Source organism: Novosphingobium sp. (assembly GCF_019748365.1).
Taxonomy (GTDB): Bacteria; Pseudomonadota; Alphaproteobacteria; order Sphingomonadales; family Sphingomonadaceae; genus Novosphingobium.
On the sequence record NZ_JAIEPN010000161.1, the window covers coordinates 1 to 16,312 of the forward strand.

A 16,312-nucleotide genomic window follows, 5' to 3' on the forward strand; every position below is an offset into this window, starting at 1 on the left:
GACACCAGCGCCGATCATACTTGGCGCAACGAGACCTGCTGGCCATTTCCCGCTGCTGCTTCCCCACATAGGACGTTATCCCGCACGATCGCGGTTTGGGGCACGGACCCGATCAGCGCCTTGATCGAGGCGCGAGCGCGATCGGTATTGAGGTCGGCAATGAACTCCGCAATGAGAATGATGACCATTAGGACGGCGCCGGCCACAGTTTCGCCGCCGAATATCGCGACAATGGTCGCGATCGTCACGAAGATCTCGGTGCCGATCTTACGTTCAGTTATGAGGTCGGCGAGCCCTGTCCTGACCAGCGGATAGAGGCCGATGACGACCGCAGCCCAAAGCACCTGGATCGGCACAAGCTGTTGCCAATACAGCAGCGCCACCGTGCCGGTAAGCAGTATCCGGCCAATTTCGATCCAGCGTTCCCGTGTCATCAGGTCGCGCCAGGTCGCACCGTCTTCCCGGGGTTCAACTGCCTCACTCATCGTAACGCTGCCTCCTGTCGCTTCATTTTTCCGTTCGCCCGATAGAGGCTCCCGTTTCCCGCACCCTGAGGGGACATTTCGCCGCGAGCGCGGGGGCGAGCGCCCGCGGCGTGGTTCAGACCTCAAGGGGCAGGCCCGAACCAATCTCGATTTTAAGCACCGGAGCGAAAGCCCTTCCTGGCGCGACGCCTGGGTGCAGTTGACGGCCTGCGGAGCGCAAGATGCCGCGCGAGCAAGCGGTCCTCGGCCCTGAGCAACGAACCGAAAAGTCGCTTCGCACCTTTGAGCGGCAGCAAGGATAAAAGCCCCGTGCAGCGGAAACTGTGGACCACGCGCGCGCCTGGGGGGATTGCAGAGAGCAGGTAGCTTTCCTCCAGTGCGAAAAGCTTTCCCAGACCGAAGCGCAGGGCAAAGCACCGCTGCTCATCTACCGTTACAATGCGGGCATCGACGGTTCGGAAAGGCGCATTGCCTGTCTTCATGCGGAACGAATAATCGACCTTTGTATCCGACGTCAGCGAACCGGTTATTCTGACGAAAGGATGCCAGCGAGGGTAATCGTCAAACCTCGTGATGGCGGTCCAAACCCGCGGAAGCGACGTGTGGATGACGGTTTCATTCTCGACGGTGAACATGGCTCAGCTCCCGACGTCTCGACGGCCTTTTCAGGCTTGATCGTCGCGCGCGCCGAGCAATGTCTCGACCGGCGCGATCGTGATGAGCCCGATGCTACGTATGGTGTTGATCTCCGTCACGAACGTCCGAAGGCGCTCGTCTTCGTCGACGATTTCAACGACCAGGGGATCATTGCGATCGAGGAAGCCAGAGGCATGAATCAGTTTGGAATGCCCGAAGCCGACACGCCCGTTCAGGACCGTCACTCCAAGCAGTTTATGCGCTTTCGCCTTCTCCAGAATCACCTCGAACACGGGACGGTCGCCGCTCATCGCCAGTTCATCGGTGAAGATACGGAGCAAGGAATAGGATTTGGCTGTCATAACGCTGTCCTCTCTTCGTTTCGTGTCGAGGGGCCGACGACGTTTGCGGTTCGCCGCCGGCCCCTCTTGCTAGTTGGCCGGCAAGGGCTCATGCGGCTCTGCGCGCTCATCCCTTTGCCCGCGCCCGGCCATGTAGCGGGACATGAGCGCAGTGATCGCCGGCAGGACCAGCAGGGTGAGCGCCGTGCAGGTGATGAGGCCCCCGATCACGACTGTCGCGAGCGGACGCTGCACCTCGGCGCCGGTGCCCGTGGCGAGCGCCATCGGCACGAAGCCGAGGCTGGCGACCAATGCGGTCATCAGCACTGGCCGGACACGTTCCATCGCGCCGCCGATGATCGCTTCATCCTCATCGACGCCATCGTCACGCCGCTTTCGGATCGCGCTCATCATGACGAGGCCGTTGAGCACGGCGACGCCCGACAGGGCGATGAACCCAACCGCCGCCGTGATCGAGAAGGGTATGCCACGCAACAGCAGCGCAAACACCCCACCCGCCAGCGCCATCGGCACTGCCGAGAACACGATCGCCGCCGGCACGAAGCCGCCGAGCGCCATGTAAAGCAGTGCGTAAATGGCGAGGAAGCAGATCGGAACCACAATCAGCAGGCGCAAACGTGCCGACTGGAGGCTTTCAAACGTGCCGCCCCAATCGGTATACATGCCAGCGGGCAGATTGAGCTGGCCGATCTTCTCCTGGGCTTCGGTGACGAAGCCCCCGAGATCGCGACCGCGCACATTGACCTGCACGACGACCATGCGCTTGCCGTTCTCACGGCTGATCTGGTTCAACCCTTGTGTGTAGCTGAACCGTGCCACCTCGCGCAGCGCGATCGAGCGCGCGACCTCGCCCGGTCCTGCGGGCAGCATGACCGGAATCGCGCCAAGCGTTTCCAGATCGTCGCGCTGCGCGTCCGGCAGTCGCACCACCACTGAGAAGCGCCGATCGCCCTCGAACAGCAGCCCGGCCTCGCGCCCGCCGAGCGCGGCGGCGACGGTGTTCGCCACCTCCTCGACCGACAGGCCGTAACGCGCCGCAGCCTGCCGATCGATCTTAACGTCGAAGGTCGGCGCACCCGATGTTTGCTCTGCGCTGACGTCACCGGCGCCCGGTATCGAGCGAAGGATACCGGCGATCCGGTTGGCCTGGGCACTCATCGCGCCGAGGTCGTCGCCATAGAGCTTGACCGCGACATCCGCGCGCACGCCGGCGATGAGTTCGTTGAAGCGCATCTGAATGGGCTGCTGAATCTCGGTGCGATTGCCGATCAGCGGCTTCATCCGTTCCTCGATTCGCTTAAGGATGTCCTCCTTCGACTTGACCTCGGCCGGCCACTCATCCTCGGGCTTGGGGATGACATAGGTGTCCGAGGCGTTGGGCGGCATCGGGTCGGTGCCAAGGTCGGCGTTGCCGTTCTTGGAAAAGACCAATGCCACCTCCGGTAGCGATTTCAGCGCATTTTCTATCTGAAGCTGCATCTGCGTCGACTGGTCGATTGAGGCCGAGGGCACGCGGAAGTTGGTAACGGTGATGTCCTTCTCGTCGAGCTGCGGCATGAACTCCTCGCCGAGCAGGCCGAAGGCGAATATCGCCGCCACGAACACGCCCGCGCCACTGGCGACAAACGGCAGTGGATGCGCCACCGCTTTGGTCAGGAGTGGCGCGTATTTCTCCTTGAACCAGCGGATCGGCTTCACCTCCGTCTCGCTGACCTTGCCGGTGATCACGAGCGCGATCATGGCGGGCACGAAGGTCAGCGACAGCACGAAGGCGGACGCGAGCGCCACCATCAGGGTGATCGCCATCGGCGCGAAGGTCTTACCCTCGACGCCCTGGAAGGTGAGCAGCGGCACGAAGACCAGGAAGATGATGAGCTGGCCATAGACGGTCGGCCGGATCATCTCCTGTGCGGCGAGTGTGGTTTCCTCCATGCGTTCGGATCGGGTAAGAAGCCGTCCTTCATGCTCCTGCCGCTCCGCAAGGCGTCTGAGCGCGTTCTCCACGATGATGACCGCGCCGTCGACGATCAAGCCGAAGTCGAGCGCGCCGAGACTCATGAGGTTTCCCGACACGCCGAGCCTGTTCATGCCGGTAGCGGTCATGAGCATGGTGATCGGGATCACTGCCGCGGTGATGAGCGCTGCACGGATATTGCCCAGCAGCAGGAACAGGACGACGATGACGAGCAAAGCGCCTTCGACGAGATTCTTCTCGACAGTGGCGATGGTGGCGTTGACGAGCTTGGAACGATTGTAAACGGGCTCCGCGAAGACGTCGGGTGGAAGTGCCCGGTTGATTTCCGTGAGCTTGTCTGCCGCGCTGGTGGCAACGATCCGGCTGTTGCTGCCGGTCAGCATCAGCACGGTCGAAATGACCGCCTCCGATCCCATGCGGCTGCCCGAGCCGGTGCGGACCGCGCCACCGATCTCGACGTGACCGACATCCTTCACACGCACCGGCACGCCGGCGCGCGTGGCTACGACCGCCTCCTCAATGTCCTGGATCGACTTGAGGCGTGCGTCGGCGCGGACAAGGAAACTTTCACCGGCCCGCCGAATGTAATTGGAACCGGCAGAGAGGTTGGCCCGCTCCAGCGAGTCTGCCAGCTCCGTGATCGAGAGACCATAGGAAGCCAGCGCATTGAGGTTGGGTTGGACGAGATACTGCTTCACATAGCCGCCGTTGGAATCGACGCCGGCCACGCCCTGCACCGTCCGCATCTGCGGGCGAATGATCCAGTCCTGCACCGTCCGCAGATAAGCCGCCTTGGCGAGTTCGGTCGTCAGCTTCTCGCCTTCGGGCGTGAGATAGCTGCCGTCCGACTGCCAGCCGGGCTTTCCGTTCTCGATCTTCACGCCCTTCCCGTCGGGATGGCGGAAGGCGACCGAGTAGAAGAAAATCTCCCCGAGGCCGGTGCTGAGCGGCGCCAGATTGGGCTGGACGCCGGCAGGCAGGCTATCCCTTGCCTGGGCGAGCCGTTCGGTCACTTGCTGCCGCGCGAAATAGATGTTGGTGTCGTCGGTGAATACCGCCGTCACCTGGCTGAATCCGTTGCGCGTCAGTGATCGGGTCAGGGTGAGGCCGGGAATACCGGCCAACGCGGTTTCGACCGGAAACGTGACCTGCTTTTCCATGTCGACGGGACCAAGCGTCGGATTGAAGGTGTTGATCTGCACCTGACGGTTGGTGACGTCGGGCACGGCGTCGATCGGCAGTTTGGTGATTTGCCATGCGCCGATGCCGACGATGATGAGGACGAGGAAGGCGACGAACCATCGCCCCCTCACCGAGAGGCTGAGGATACGCGCGATCATTCCGCCGACTCCTTTTCGAGTTCGGCTTTCAGCAGGAAAGCGTTGGTGGTGGCGATCGGCGTCCCGGCCTTGAGGCCGGAGACGATGGCAACGAGCCCGCCGCTGCGGCTGCCGGCCTGGACCGTCTGCGCCTTGAAGCCGTCACGGGTCCGAACGAAGACGACGGTGCGATCCCCGATCGTCTGCACGGCATCCTGCGGCACCATAACGCCATCTTTGACGGCACCGCCGCTCGCAAAAATGCGCGCCTGGACGAGCTGCCCCGGAGCGAGCAAGCCCGCGTCACCCTTCGGCTCGATGACGACGGTCGCTGCCCGGCTCTGCGGATCGATCACGCCGGTCGCGGACCGGACGCGGCCCTCGATGGTGCGGCCGTCGCTGACGGTGAGTTCGACGCGATCGCCTGTGCGCACGCGCCCGGCGTCTGCCGGAGGAATGCTGGCCGTGATTTGCAGACGGCGCGGATCGGCAACGCGGAACAGTTCGGTTTCCGCAGCGACGAACTGGCCGAGATTGGCGGGAGCCGACGTGATGCGGCCACTGACCGGGCTCACCACCGCGACCGAGCGGCCGTCTCTCGACACCCTTGCTGCGCCCGCAGCCGCGCTCGCCCGGCGGGCATCGGCCTGTGCGACGGCGAGATTCGCTTCGGCGGCTTCATAGTCAGCTCTCGGACTCACACCTTGCGCCAGCAAGCCCCGCTCACGCGCGAGCTGGCGGTTGGCGAGCGTGACGCGCGCCGCCGCCGCCGCCTGATCGGCGGCGATCGTCGAAGCATCCCGGCTCTCAACGAGAGCGAGGGTTTCACCTTGCCCGACGGGATCGCCGATCCGCTTGAAGATTCGGGTCACGGTGCCGGGCGCTCTTGCGGTCAACACCGCCTCGGCATCCGGCGTAGCTTCAACCGTGGCGGCGGCCGGGATCGCCGCGTCCAGTTCACCGGACGCGGCGGGAGCAATGCCGATCTGTGACGCGGCGATGCCCTGCTGCGATATGGCTATCGTATCGGTTGGTGCAGCCGAAGCTTGCGACTCCGTTTCTGCTGCCGGAGCAGAGGCGGAAGGCTGCGTGAGGCGCGCGGCACCGAAGCCGAGCGCGGCGGCGGCGACCAGCCCAAGGGCGGCACCGGCATAGAGGCGGTTCTTGTCGTTCATTGGACCGGTTCTCCGGTGATGGTGAGGCCCTGGAGACGGGCGAGATTGGCGCGGGCATCGAGGCGGGCAGCGGCAGCGTCGAGAACGACCCCGCGCGCAAGTCCCAGCCCGTGCCTTGCCGCGATGAGTTCGATCAGGGGCGACTTGCCGGACTCGTAGGCGATGCGAGCAAGCCGGTAGGTCTCGTCTGCCGTTCGCAGCGTCTGTTCGGCCGCTGCGACACGCGCGTCCGCCGCTTCGTTGAGGGCGACAGCGGCGCTGATTTCTGCTTCCAATTCTAGCAAGGTAGCATTTGCCCGCGCTTCCGCGCCGCGTAGCTCCGCCTGGGCGGCGGCAATGTTCCCGCGATTGCGATCGAACAGCGGAAAGGGGACAGTTATCCCCGCGATGATCGCATTGGCCTTGTCGACTTCCAAACGACGGACGCCGACTGACGCCGTCACGTCCGGCACTGCTTGACGCCGTGCCACGATCACACGATGCGCTGCCGCCTCTCGCTCAGCCTTGGCGGCGAGGTAAGGTGCGGTCTGCATCGGGTCCACGGGACCATAGCCGGACCGCGCCTCGAACCTTCCCAGGAGAGGTTCGGACAAGGTAGTGAACGGTGTCGTCTGACCAGCAAGCGCGGAAAGGCGCGCATAGGCGCCGACCCGCTCGGCCTTCGCCGTGTCCACGGATGCCCGTAAAGAATTGACCTCGGTCTCGGCCTGAAGGCTGCGCAGCCGCGCTTCCTTTCCAGCCCCAACGAGCGCGCGTGCAGCACGCAGGTCAGTCTCGGCCTCCTCGACTTCATCTTCCGCCAGAGTGATTCGTCGATCAGCGATCTCCGCCGCGCCGTAAGCGCGGGCAAGATCATAGGCATAGGCCAGGCGACCATCCCTGCTCCTGGCGCGAGCGGCTACGACTCCCGCTTCGCCAGCCGCAATGCGCGCGGAGCGTTTGCCGCCCAGCTCGATGACCTGGTTGAGTTGCAGTGTGCTCTCGGCCCGGTCGAAACCTCTATAGGGCTGTTGACCGGCGATGTTCTCGGTCATCACCCCAATGCTGGGATTGGGCCGTGCCCGTGCTTGCCGGGCCAGGCCCTCGGCGCGTTCGACATCTGCTTCCAGGATCACCTGACGCGGCGCTTCCTGTGTCTCGCGAAAGAGTTCTGCGAAAGGCGGGGCGGTTTGCGCGTTTACACTTGTGCACATCAGGCCGCCGGCCGCCGTGAACAGGCCAAACAGCGCCACGCGAACGCGCCGTTGGCCGATATAATCGGTCATTTGGATTTTCCTTGAGGTTATGCTTGCGGAACGCCGGTCGGCGCGCGGGCATCAGCCTCGTGGGGGACGCAGAAGGGCTTCCGGTAAAAGACCGCTGATGACGAAGTCTTTGGAAACGAACCAGTCGCCTGAAACGGCGAAGAAAGTAGCAGTCATGCCAGTGCTAGGCACGATGTCCGCCAACCCATGAATGACCGTGTGGGTCGCCTTATGAAGATCGACTTCCGGCATGGACGGACTATCGTCATCATGCTGGACAAGAGCGCTTTCGATCCTCGTCTCATCATGGCCGGCCATCGAACTGTGCCAAGCATTCAAGCCGAGCACGTTGAGCATCGCTAGCATGGCCAACAGCGCGCCAACGATGAGGTATCGATTGGCGGCTTTTGCATGAAGGACATGGCGTTGGCCGAGGCGCATCTTCTTTTTACTATCGGCAAATGCGCAAATCGGCAATCCCGACCTTCCCGCAAGACAGCGAACGGCCCTCATGCCCGCCTCGCCCAATGCGGGTGGAGATCGTCGATCATATAGGCGTGTGCGGCACCGTCGCCCGTATGATATAGACGAATATGCTCATGATCCTTCGGTAGATCGTCATGCTCGTGCGGCACGACATCGGGGTCGTCAGACGGCCAAAATAGCAAGGCAAAAATCGTGCCCGCACTTGCAAAAATCGCCATCGCACCGAACGCAGCGGTCATGGAGATATTGGCGCCGAGTTGACCAACCAGCGGATAGCATATCAGCCAGCATATGTGGCTGAGAGCAAACTGTGCGGCAAACAGCGCCGGCCTGTCTTCTGCATTGGCCGATCGTTTGAGCAACCGCCCCGAAGGCGTGACGCTCATCGAATATGCGATCCCCAGCACGACCCAACCAGCGAGCAACATGTGCCAGTACGAAGGACCGACCGGAACGGCGATACTGATCCAGGTCATTGCGCCGAGGCCCACAGACAGGGCGACAGCTGCACCGACCATAACCCTTCGATCATCGATCCTGTCGAGCAATCGGGGCAGAAGCAGGGCTGCGGCGATCGAACCCAGACCATAAGCTGCCAGAGTCAGCGCCACGTCGCGTTGGGCCATCCCGAGTAAGCTCTGGACGATGACCACGGTGTTGACGATTACCATAGAGCTGGCGGCGGCGGCGGACAAGGTAATCGCCAGCAGACCGAGCAAGCGCGGCGTCTGGAGGTAGATACGCATCCCGCGCGTGGTCTTGGCATAGAGGCTTTCCTGCCGATCTGCTGACCGCTCGGCGCGCGGCAGAATGACCGAAACGACTAGCAGCGCCGAACCGATGAAACCGATCGCCGTGCCGGAAAACAGCCAATGGAAATTGATCACGGTCAACAAGGCGGCCGCCAGCATCGGGCTGGTGATATTCTCCATGTCATAGGCGAGGCGCGACAGCGAGAGCGCGCGGGTATAGTCGCGCTCATCGGGCAGGACGTCGGGAATGGTCGCCTGGAAGGTCGGCGTAAATGCCGCCGAGGCAGCCTGGAGCACGAAGATCAGGACATAGATTTGCCAAATCTCGCTCACGAAGGGCAGGCAGATCGCAACGGCCGCGCGCACGAGGTCCAGAGAAACGAGCAGCGCCCTGCGCGGGACGCGATCAGCAAAGGCCCCGGCGATGGGCGCAATCCCGATATAGGCGACCATCTTGATAGCGAGAGCTGTTCCCAAGACAGCGCCCGCATTGCCGCCAGCGAGATCGTAGGCCAGCAAGCCGAGCGCCACGGTCGCAAGGCCGGTCCCGACCAGGGCGATGACCTGGGCGAGCAGCAGATGCCGGTAGGTTCGGTTCGCAAGAACGGCGAGCATGGTTTCCAACGAGTCGGGCATATCCCCCCAGGGGGATACTTGCCTTTATCCTCGTTGCGGTTAAAAGGTCAATAAAGGACTGGTGTCGATCGCTCTTTCGGTCGGTGGCATCATGATCAAATTCCTACCTGGCGGTCGGTGAACCGAAAACTACGTCTCGACAGCATGACCTTAGGTAACGATGATAAGAAGATGTCCCATCCCCATCCTCACTCGACCCATCCCGCAATCGTCAAACGCCTCAACCGGGCTACCGGTCATTTACGCAGCATCGTGGACATGATCGAGAACGGACGATCCTGCTCCGATATCGCCATGCAATTGCAGGCGGTCGAAAAGGCGATCGCGACCGCCAAGCGAACCTTGATCCAGGATCACCTCAGCCACTGCATCGGTGGCGATCCGGCGCACGGCGAAAAGGCGATGGCTGAGTTTCAAGCTATCTCTAAATATCTCTAACCGACGCAGCCGGGAAAGAACAGCGACGGAGCCATGTCCACACTGTTTTCAAGTCAAACATTCCGCCGCTTTCTGTTGGGCCTGCTCGCCTTTGCTGTGCAACTTTCCGCTTGTCAGGCTATTGCACGCCACGCCCCTAGTGCAACGCTCGCTGCGGAGGCAGAACGCCATGCCGAATTAAAGCAGCAATCCGCTGCCCACGGCCACATCCATGACGACGGCGATGATGGCGAGCGCGTGCGTGGCCATGTGCATGGGCATAACCCGGCCGACCATAGCCATGATACGCCTATCGGTGTTGCCCAGTCAGGCGTCGATCTCCCTCTTGTGCAACAGGGATGGCCACCTCAGGCCGGACCGATATTGAGCGGCCGCAACAGCGACCCTATGGACCGCCCCCCGGAGTACCTGTCCTCGATGTGACCGCGACGCCGCGCCAGCGCGGCAATTCACATAGATAGACAGGTATTCTCATGATACAGGCTTTTACTGAGCCGGCGCACGGACGACGTGCGTCCTCCCGGCTCCTAATGTTATTGTTCTTGACCGGGCTGAGCCTCGTTCTTTGGACCGGCACCGCCTTCGCCCATGCCGTCGCCGAAGGCGATAAGGGCTATATCCAGGAGATCAGCGGGGTTCACCTGCTGGAGTTTATGTATCTCGGCGCCAAACATATGGTGACGGGATACGATCATATTTTATTTCTGTTCGGGATCATCTTCTTCCTCTATCGGATGAAGCATATCGCGATCTATGTCAGCCTGTTCGCGATCGGCCATTCGACGACCATGCTGCTGGGCGTTTTCTTCGACTTCGGCATCAACAGCTATATTATTGACGCGATCATCGGCTTTTCGATCGTCTATAAGGCGCTCGACAACCTTGGGGCGTTCCAACGCTGGTTCGGCTTCCAGCCGAACACCAAGGCTGCAACGCTGATATTCGGTTTCTGCCACGGCTTCGGCTTGGCGAACAAGATCATCGACTATGAGATTTCTCCCGACGGCCTGCTGCCTAACCTGCTGGCCTTCAATGTCGGCGTCGAACTCGGTCAGTTGCTCGCGCTCGCCGCCATTCTGATCATCATGGGCTTCTGGCGCCGAACGCCGAGCTTCTGGCGTCATGCCTACACCGCCAACGTCGTGATGATGACCGCCGGGTTCGTGCTGATCGGATATCAGCTCACCGGCTGGGTCGTCGCCTGATCAAAGGATTTGAACCATGTATAACTCGCCCATACCCTCACAAGCCGAACTGCCGTCATCCGGCCAGCTTATCCGTTCGACCGTGATCGCTGCCGTGACAGCCGTCGCGCTCCTCGTCACGATCGTGCTCCCGGCCGAATATGGTGTCGATCCTACCGGAATCGGCCGCGCGCTCGGTTTCACTGATATGGGGGATATAAAGCGCCAACTCGCCGAAGAGGCCGAAGCGGACAGGAAAGTTGATACCGCCGCGAATGATGCCAGAAGCAGGGCCATCATCGAGGCCGCTGCATCAGGAAGAACCATCGCCCCTGGGCAGAGCGCCGACGCCCCGCCCGCAGTCGACGCTGCGCCGGGCCGGACTGATCGGATGAGCGTCACTCTGAAACCCGGCGAGGGTGCAGAGGTGAAGCTCGTGATGAAACGAGGGGAAAAGGCGAGCTTCGTCTGGACCGTTCAAGGCGGAGCCGTGAATGTCGACCTCCACGGTGACGGCGGCGGACAATCGATCAGCTACGAAAAGAAGCGCGGCCTTTCCAGGGGCGAAGGCGTAATTACGGCTGCGTTTAACGGCAATCATGGTTGGTATTGGCGCAATCGGGGTGATGCCGAAGTGACCGTGCTTCTGGAAACTCAAGGCCAGTATGCCGACATAAAGCGGCTAATCTAGCGCATAAAAACAGAGTGCCTTCCTTGGGATTCTACAGCCGATACCGAGTTATACTCGGTATCGGCCATTCAGATTGTACTGACCATGTCGGATTGAAGAAATAGATATGCCTTTCGACATTCGCCAACTTCGCTACGCCATCGCCGCGGCGGATCATGGCAGCTTCTATCGCGCGTCCAGGGTGCTGGACGTGGAGCAGTCGACGTTGAGCCGGGCCATCCTGAAGCTGGAGCGGGTGATCGGCGGACGGATTTTCAACCGCTCGCAGGGCGGCGTCAGCATGACGCTCGCCGGCGCGCAGTTCATCCGCGCGGCGCGGTCGATGGTGGCGAACGCGGACAAGATGGTGGCAACGATGCGGGCGGCGGGCCAGGGCCGCGCGGGGGGACTTATGATCGGACACAACAGCGCGATCTCGGCCGGCCATCTGCGCGCCACCATACTGGGCTGGCGAGCGGCAAATCCCGATGTCGAGATCGACGGCGTGGAAGCCGACCGGGGCGCGCTGCTCGCGGGGCTCGATACGGGCGAGATCGATATCGCGGTCCTGGTCGGCGAAGCGGGCCATGCCGGATTCCGGCGTGAGGGGTTGTGGAACGAGCGTGTCATGGCCGCGTTGCCGGCAGATCATGCCCTTGCCGCAAGCGAGGCCGTTCATTGGACCGATTTGCGGCGCGAGCGCTTTCTGCTGCCTGCCGCCGATCCCGGCCCGGAAATCCGCGACCTGCTGCTCGGCCGCCTGATGATGGCGGGCGAGCCTCCCGATATCAGGATGCATCAGGCCAGCCGCGAGGCGATCCTGAGCGTGCTGGGCGGCGGTCTGGGCGTGTCGATCGTCTGCGAGGGCGCGACGGGCGCTCGCTATCCCGACGTCATCTATCGCCCCGTCCAGGGCGAGCAGGGACCGGCCTTCATCAACTATTCGGGCTACTGGCGAAAGGACAACGCCAATCCCGCGCTGAGGCGTTTCCTCGCCTTCGTGCGCGACCGCTATGCGCTGTCCTTCGACATCCCGTGACCGCGCGAGACAGTGACATGCGACGTTAACAGGCGGGATCGCAACCAACGGCCGACCTGATTTGCAACCGGAGAAAGGAGCCGTCATGACGCAGGGAAAGACACTCATCATCGTGCTGGTCACGCTGATCGTCGGGTTCGGAGCGGGTTTCGTTCTGCGCCCGGTGATCGCGCCGGCCGAACCGGCAGCAGCGGTCGCGAGTCCTGTGCCCGTCGCCGCGCCCGCGGAGCCGCGCGGCAAGCAATATTTCGCGGCGCATCTCGACGAGGCCCGGCAGGTTCTGACACAGTGCGCGGAAGGCTCGACGCGCGGCGACGAATGCTTCAATGCCGAGATGGCCGTGACCGAGGCGGAGGGCCGAGCGCGGCACAAGAAGTTCTTTGGCAATTGACCACGCGAACGGGCTTTCAGTCCCCCTGCGCGCGATGCCGGCGAAAGGCGCGGTCGGTGGCCATGAACCGCTCCAGCATCGGCGCGATCAGGCGCGCGGGCGGGATCGGGCTGCCCTCGCCGAGAATCTCGCCGTAGCGCCGTAAATCCTCGAACAGCGGCGCGGGCAGTTCCACGGCGAGCTTGACGGGCTTGTCCTCGGGGATCTGCCCCAGCTTGAGTTTGGTCATCGCGTTGCTCCGATGGGTTCGAGGATCAAATCTCTCGTCAGGACGACCCTGAGCGGATGCCCCGGCCGGATGGTGAGCGTCGGCTGCACATTGAGCTGCCGCCGCACGACCTGCTGTCCGGTCTGGTTGATGGTGTCCTGCGATCCCCGCCGAAGCGCGCGGGTGAGGTCGTCCTCGCTGTCGGCCCCCAGCTCGGCGCCGACGCCGAGCAAGGTCGAGACGGCGGCGGCTTTCAGCAGATTGCCCCAATGCTGATTGACGCGACCCTGTAGCCCCGCAAATCCCGCGGCGTCCGTTCCGGGCTGGCGCTCGAGAACGATCGAGCGCCCGTCCGGCATGATGAGGCGGTCCCAGGAGAGCAGCACACGCGTCTGCCCCGCGGCGACCTCGCTGTCATATTCGCCGATCAGCCGCGCGCCCTGCGGAATGAGCAGGATGCGCCCGGTGATGCTGTCATAGACGTTCTGCGTCACCTGGGCGGTGATCTGGCCGGGAAGGTCGGAACGGATGCCGGTGATCAGCGCGGCGGGGATGATGCTGCCGGCCTGGACAATGTTGGGCGAGGCCGGCGCGGTCAGCCGCTCGGCGCTGACAGTGCGCTGATTGGTCGCTTGCGCCATGAACGCCCGCTTGGCGGCTTGGTCGCCCTGCGCAGCCTCTGACGGTTGCGGAGCTGCGGCCTCCGGCGCTGCGATGGCGAGGCTCGGCAAGGACGGCATCGCACCGGTCCCGGCGCTGCTTCCGCCGAGGAACACCATGCTGGTGCGGGCTGCATCGCGTTCCTGGGCGATGCGCTGGCGAGCGGCTTCGGCGGCCTGGATGCGCGGATCGGGCTGCGCGCCGACCGGTGGCACGGGCACATTCTCCCCGCGCTGCTGCGCCGAGACGATCGGGCCGCCGAGATCGCCGGGAAGCCTGGGGCCGAGCTTCGGGACCTGGCCGTAATCCTTCGGCCCCGAGGTGATGGTCTCGGATGCGGCGCGGCTGTCGGTATTGTAGAGTTCCTTCGCCGCCTGTTCTCCTTTGGGCGCGAGCGCATACCAGAGCGAGCCGCCGATACCGAGCCCCGCGACCACGCCGAGCGTCGCCAGCGCCTTCCTCGAAAGGCGCATGACGCGCGGCGCAGGCCCGCGAAGCTGAAAGGCGGCGGGGTTCGCGGATGCGGGTTGGGGGGATGCCTGCGGCGCTGGCTGGACGGGCGTATTGGTGGGATCGGCCATCACCGCCCCCTGCGGGACGTGTCCGCGCCGTCGCGCACGATTCGCACGCGCCGCTCGGTGCGCTTGTCGCTCAGGCGCAATTCCGCGCTGGCGAACAGGCGATCGACCACCATATAGCGCCCCTGCACGCGGTAATTGACCAGCTCGGCGTCGCCAGCCGCGCCGGTCACGAACAGCGGCGGCATCTCGCCCTGCGAGATCCCGGCCGGGAACTCGATGAACACCTGCGCGGAATCGTCGAAGGCGCGCACGGGCTTCCACGGCACGCGGTCGCCCTCGATCCGGTAGCGGAAATTGAGCGCCGCGATGTCGATGCCGGTGGCGACGGGGGCCGAGGCGGCAGCGGCGGCGTTTGCGCCGCGCAGGGCGATCAGCGCGTCCTGCGGATAGGTCCACGACACCGACGCCATATAGGTCGAGGCCGTCGCGCGCAGTTCGATATGATAGGTGCGCCGGTCGGTGTTGATGACGAGGTTAGTGAAAATGTCGGGCCGCGTGGGCTTCGCGAGGATATGCACGCGCGCCGTCGCGCCGCTGCCGCTCACCGTGTCGCCGATGATCCAGCGCACGGTGTCGCCGGCCGCGACCGGCCCCGGCCCGACGAGCTGCTCGCCCTCCTGAAGCGCGATGTCCGTCACCTGGCCGGGCGCGGTATATACCTGATAAAGCGCGCCTTCGGTCCAGGGATATTGCTGGATGGCGTTCACATAGCCGTCGCGGGTGGGTTGCACGCGGGCGGCCGCGTTCGCGGCCCCGACGCGGCGGCGCGGATCGGTCGCTTCTCGCGGCGAGGCGCTTTGCGTGACCGGCTTCAACTGGCCCGGAAGCGGCAGCGGTTCGGGGATAGTCACCACCTCGACCACGCGTGGCGGTTGTGCGGCCGGCGTGGCCGCGATCTCGCGCGGTGGATCATCGTAAGCGATGCTCGGCGCTTTCGCCGATGAGGTGGCGCAGCCGGCCAGCGCGGTTGCGGACAATAACATAACCGCGCTGGCGGCATGGCGGGCGGACATGCGTGTCATTGCGACAGCTCCTTGCTCCAGTTGAGGGCGTTGACGAACACGCCGAGCGGGTTCTTGCGCAGCGCGTCGGGGGTGCGCGGGGTCTGGACAACGACAGTGAGGATCGCCGACCAGCGGGTCGTCTCGGCGAGACTGCCGTCCTGATAGCGCCGCTCGATCCAGGCGACGCGGAAGCTGTCGCCGGAGGCACGGATCACGCTGGAGACGTCCACCGCGACCTGCACCTTGCCGACCTGTGCGATCGGATCGTTGGCGCGCGCGTAGTCGTTGAGCGCCAGTGCGCCCTTGTCGGTCGTGAAATCGTAAGCCCTGAGCCAGTTCTGCCGGACGATGACCGGATCGGCCGGGATCGCCCTGACCTGCTCGATGAACCGGGCGAGATGGAACGCGATCTGCGGATCGGTCGGGCGGTAGCCGGTTTCGGCGGGAGCGACGGCCTGCGCTTCGCCGAGCCGATCGACCTGCACCACCCAGGGCACGATATGGCCGCGGGCGGATTGCCAGACGAGTCCGGCCGAGAGCCCACCGGACAGGGCGAGCGCGCCGAAGAAGGCAAGGCGCCAGTTCTTCGCCTGCACGCGGGCGGAACCGATGCGGTCGTCCCAGACCTGCGCGGCGCGCTGGTAGGGCGTCGCGGGTTCGGGGGTCTGGCCGTAGCGGATGGTGGGTCGTCGGAACATTTTCGGATCACTCCCTTTCCTTGACGTCGGGACCGCCGCCGCCGCCGTGGCTGTCGCCGGCCTTCATCGTGTGAGCGAGGACGGTCGCGCCGTGGGTCGCGGACTGGCGCTGCTTCATGGCCGAGGCCCATGCGGGCGGCGCGGAAGCCGGGGCTGCCGGCGATGCCGCGGGCGCGGGACTTCCCGATGCGGGAGCGACGCCCAGCCCGGCGCGGGCGCCTGTGCGGAAGTTGTCCTTCATGGATGCGCTCGCCTTGCCGGCCATCCGGCGCAGCGGCGAGAGCGCGGCATTGACGGCGCCGGTCGCCGCCGTCTGTCCGACAGCGGCCATGCCGCCCGCCACAGCGCCCGCGCCGCTCCTGCCGAGCG

18 protein-coding genes and 1 pseudogene are annotated in these 16,312 nt (G+C 64.1%); 6 read left to right on the forward strand and 13 right to left on the reverse strand.

What is annotated here, in order from left to right:
- Positions 1-14: 14 nt before the first annotated feature.
- The 8 genes from K5Q19_RS17585 to K5Q19_RS17620 all read right to left on the reverse strand — a co-directional run bounded on the left by K5Q19_RS17585 (position 15) and on the right by K5Q19_RS17620 (position 9,049).
- A complete protein-coding gene (locus K5Q19_RS17585; protein ID WP_292947996.1) occupies positions 15-485 on the reverse strand; it encodes a hypothetical protein in 471 nt (156 codons plus the stop codon).
- Positions 486-637: 152 nt separating this feature from the next.
- The gene (locus tag K5Q19_RS17590) at positions 638-1,120 is read right to left on the reverse strand and encodes an SRPBCC family protein (RefSeq protein WP_062344279.1); all 483 of its coding nucleotides are present in this window, start codon (positions 1,118-1,120) and stop codon (positions 638-640) included.
- A gap of 30 nt (positions 1,121-1,150) precedes the next feature.
- On the reverse strand, positions 1,151-1,483 hold the full coding sequence (locus tag K5Q19_RS17595) for a DUF190 domain-containing protein (RefSeq protein ID WP_060977360.1): 333 nt from the start codon (positions 1,481-1,483) through the stop codon (positions 1,151-1,153).
- A 69-nt stretch (positions 1,484-1,552) separates the two neighbouring features.
- On the reverse strand, positions 1,553-4,798 hold the full coding sequence (locus tag K5Q19_RS17600; RefSeq protein WP_060977359.1) for a CusA/CzcA family heavy metal efflux RND transporter: 3,246 nt from the start codon (positions 4,796-4,798) through the stop codon (positions 1,553-1,555).
- Positions 4,795-5,952: an efflux RND transporter periplasmic adaptor subunit gene (locus K5Q19_RS17605; protein ID WP_060977358.1), complete on the reverse strand. Its 1,158-nt coding sequence runs from the start codon at positions 5,950-5,952 to the stop codon at positions 4,795-4,797. The genes K5Q19_RS17600 and K5Q19_RS17605 overlap by 4 nt, the downstream gene beginning before the upstream one ends.
- The gene (locus tag K5Q19_RS17610; RefSeq protein WP_060977357.1) at positions 5,949-7,217 is read right to left on the reverse strand and encodes a TolC family protein; all 1,269 of its coding nucleotides are present in this window, start codon (positions 7,215-7,217) and stop codon (positions 5,949-5,951) included. Before K5Q19_RS17610 ends, K5Q19_RS17605 begins: the two co-directional genes overlap by 4 nt.
- Before the next feature lie 51 nt (positions 7,218-7,268).
- The gene (locus K5Q19_RS17615; protein WP_150425505.1) at positions 7,269-7,709 is read right to left on the reverse strand and encodes a hypothetical protein; all 441 of its coding nucleotides are present in this window, start codon (positions 7,707-7,709) and stop codon (positions 7,269-7,271) included.
- Entirely contained in the window at positions 7,706-9,049 is a 1,344-nt protein-coding gene (locus tag K5Q19_RS17620; protein WP_060977366.1) for an MFS transporter, read from the reverse strand. Before K5Q19_RS17620 ends, K5Q19_RS17615 begins: the two co-directional genes overlap by 4 nt.
- Before the next feature lie 192 nt (positions 9,050-9,241).
- Between K5Q19_RS17620 and K5Q19_RS17625 the strand changes: the two genes are divergently transcribed.
- From K5Q19_RS17625 to K5Q19_RS17650, 6 genes are all read left to right on the forward strand, one after another.
- Positions 9,242-9,508 carry a metal-sensing transcriptional repressor gene (locus K5Q19_RS17625; RefSeq protein WP_060977355.1) on the forward strand — a complete coding sequence of 89 codons (267 nt, stop codon included), beginning with the start codon at positions 9,242-9,244 and terminating at the stop codon, positions 9,506-9,508.
- 33 nt (positions 9,509-9,541) lie between these two features.
- Entirely contained in the window at positions 9,542-9,931 is a 390-nt protein-coding gene (locus K5Q19_RS17630; protein WP_124811103.1) for a hypothetical protein, read from the forward strand.
- Positions 9,932-10,038: 107 nt separating this feature from the next.
- On the forward strand, positions 10,039-10,713 hold the full coding sequence (locus K5Q19_RS17635; protein ID WP_206378897.1) for a HupE/UreJ family protein: 675 nt from the start codon (positions 10,039-10,041) through the stop codon (positions 10,711-10,713).
- 16 nt (positions 10,714-10,729) lie between these two features.
- Positions 10,730-11,383, forward strand: a complete 654-nt coding sequence (locus tag K5Q19_RS17640) for a hypothetical protein (RefSeq protein WP_060977353.1) — start codon at positions 10,730-10,732, stop codon at positions 11,381-11,383.
- Positions 11,384-11,489: 106 nt separating this feature from the next.
- Positions 11,490-12,401, forward strand: coding sequence for a LysR family transcriptional regulator (locus tag K5Q19_RS17645; RefSeq protein WP_060977352.1), 912 nt, complete (start codon positions 11,490-11,492; stop codon positions 12,399-12,401).
- A gap of 85 nt (positions 12,402-12,486) precedes the next feature.
- Positions 12,487-12,792 (forward strand): hypothetical protein, encoded by a 306-nt coding sequence (locus K5Q19_RS17650; protein WP_060977351.1) that lies wholly within the window; start codon positions 12,487-12,489, stop codon positions 12,790-12,792.
- A 16-nt stretch (positions 12,793-12,808) separates the two neighbouring features.
- Here the strand turns inward: K5Q19_RS17650 and K5Q19_RS17655 are convergent, their stop codons facing one another.
- The 5 genes and pseudogenes from K5Q19_RS17655 to K5Q19_RS17675 all read right to left on the reverse strand — a co-directional run.
- Entirely contained in the window at positions 12,809-13,021 is a 213-nt protein-coding gene (locus tag K5Q19_RS17655; RefSeq protein ID WP_060977350.1) for a DUF2274 domain-containing protein, read from the reverse strand.
- The gene (locus K5Q19_RS17660; RefSeq protein WP_060977365.1) at positions 13,018-14,241 is read right to left on the reverse strand and encodes a TrbI/VirB10 family protein; all 1,224 of its coding nucleotides are present in this window, start codon (positions 14,239-14,241) and stop codon (positions 13,018-13,020) included. The genes K5Q19_RS17655 and K5Q19_RS17660 overlap by 4 nt, the downstream gene beginning before the upstream one ends.
- Positions 14,241-15,263: a P-type conjugative transfer protein TrbG gene (gene trbG, locus K5Q19_RS17665; RefSeq protein WP_060977349.1), complete on the reverse strand. Its 1,023-nt coding sequence runs from the start codon at positions 15,261-15,263 to the stop codon at positions 14,241-14,243. The genes K5Q19_RS17660 and trbG overlap by 1 nt, the downstream gene beginning before the upstream one ends.
- Positions 15,260-15,943, reverse strand: a complete 684-nt coding sequence (gene trbF / locus K5Q19_RS17670; protein WP_060977348.1) for a conjugal transfer protein TrbF — start codon at positions 15,941-15,943, stop codon at positions 15,260-15,262. Before trbF ends, trbG begins: the two co-directional genes overlap by 4 nt.
- Before the next feature lie 7 nt (positions 15,944-15,950).
- A pseudogene (locus K5Q19_RS17675) lies at positions 15,951-16,312 on the reverse strand (P-type conjugative transfer protein TrbL); the annotation flags it as partial.

Coding starts and splice junctions, on each gene's coding strand:
- K5Q19_RS17585 (WP_292947996.1), bottom strand. CDS start 485: ATGAGTGAGGCAGTTGAACCCCGGGAAGACGGTGCGACCTGGCGCGAC.
- K5Q19_RS17590 (WP_062344279.1), bottom strand. CDS start 1,120: ATGTTCACCGTCGAGAATGAAACCGTCATCCACACGTCGCTTCCGCGG.
- K5Q19_RS17595 (WP_060977360.1), bottom strand. CDS start 1,483: ATGACAGCCAAATCCTATTCCTTGCTCCGTATCTTCACCGATGAACTG.
- K5Q19_RS17600 (WP_060977359.1), bottom strand. CDS start 4,798: ATGATCGCGCGTATCCTCAGCCTCTCGGTGAGGGGGCGATGGTTCGTC.
- K5Q19_RS17605 (WP_060977358.1), bottom strand. CDS start 5,952: ATGAACGACAAGAACCGCCTCTATGCCGGTGCCGCCCTTGGGCTGGTC.
- K5Q19_RS17610 (WP_060977357.1), bottom strand. CDS start 7,217: ATGACCGATTATATCGGCCAACGGCGCGTTCGCGTGGCGCTGTTTGGC.
- K5Q19_RS17615 (WP_150425505.1), bottom strand. CDS start 7,709: ATGAGGGCCGTTCGCTGTCTTGCGGGAAGGTCGGGATTGCCGATTTGC.
- K5Q19_RS17620 (WP_060977366.1), bottom strand. CDS start 9,049: ATGCTCGCCGTTCTTGCGAACCGAACCTACCGGCATCTGCTGCTCGCC.
- K5Q19_RS17625 (WP_060977355.1), top strand. CDS start 9,242: ATGTCCCATCCCCATCCTCACTCGACCCATCCCGCAATCGTCAAACGC.
- K5Q19_RS17630 (WP_124811103.1), top strand. CDS start 9,542: ATGTCCACACTGTTTTCAAGTCAAACATTCCGCCGCTTTCTGTTGGGC.
- K5Q19_RS17635 (WP_206378897.1), top strand. CDS start 10,039: ATGTTATTGTTCTTGACCGGGCTGAGCCTCGTTCTTTGGACCGGCACC.
- K5Q19_RS17640 (WP_060977353.1), top strand. CDS start 10,730: ATGTATAACTCGCCCATACCCTCACAAGCCGAACTGCCGTCATCCGGC.
- K5Q19_RS17645 (WP_060977352.1), top strand. CDS start 11,490: ATGCCTTTCGACATTCGCCAACTTCGCTACGCCATCGCCGCGGCGGAT.
- K5Q19_RS17650 (WP_060977351.1), top strand. CDS start 12,487: ATGACGCAGGGAAAGACACTCATCATCGTGCTGGTCACGCTGATCGTC.
- K5Q19_RS17655 (WP_060977350.1), bottom strand. CDS start 13,021: ATGACCAAACTCAAGCTGGGGCAGATCCCCGAGGACAAGCCCGTCAAG.
- K5Q19_RS17660 (WP_060977365.1), bottom strand. CDS start 14,241: ATGGCCGATCCCACCAATACGCCCGTCCAGCCAGCGCCGCAGGCATCC.
- trbG (WP_060977349.1), bottom strand. CDS start 15,263: ATGACACGCATGTCCGCCCGCCATGCCGCCAGCGCGGTTATGTTATTG.
- trbF (WP_060977348.1), bottom strand. CDS start 15,943: ATGTTCCGACGACCCACCATCCGCTACGGCCAGACCCCCGAACCCGCG.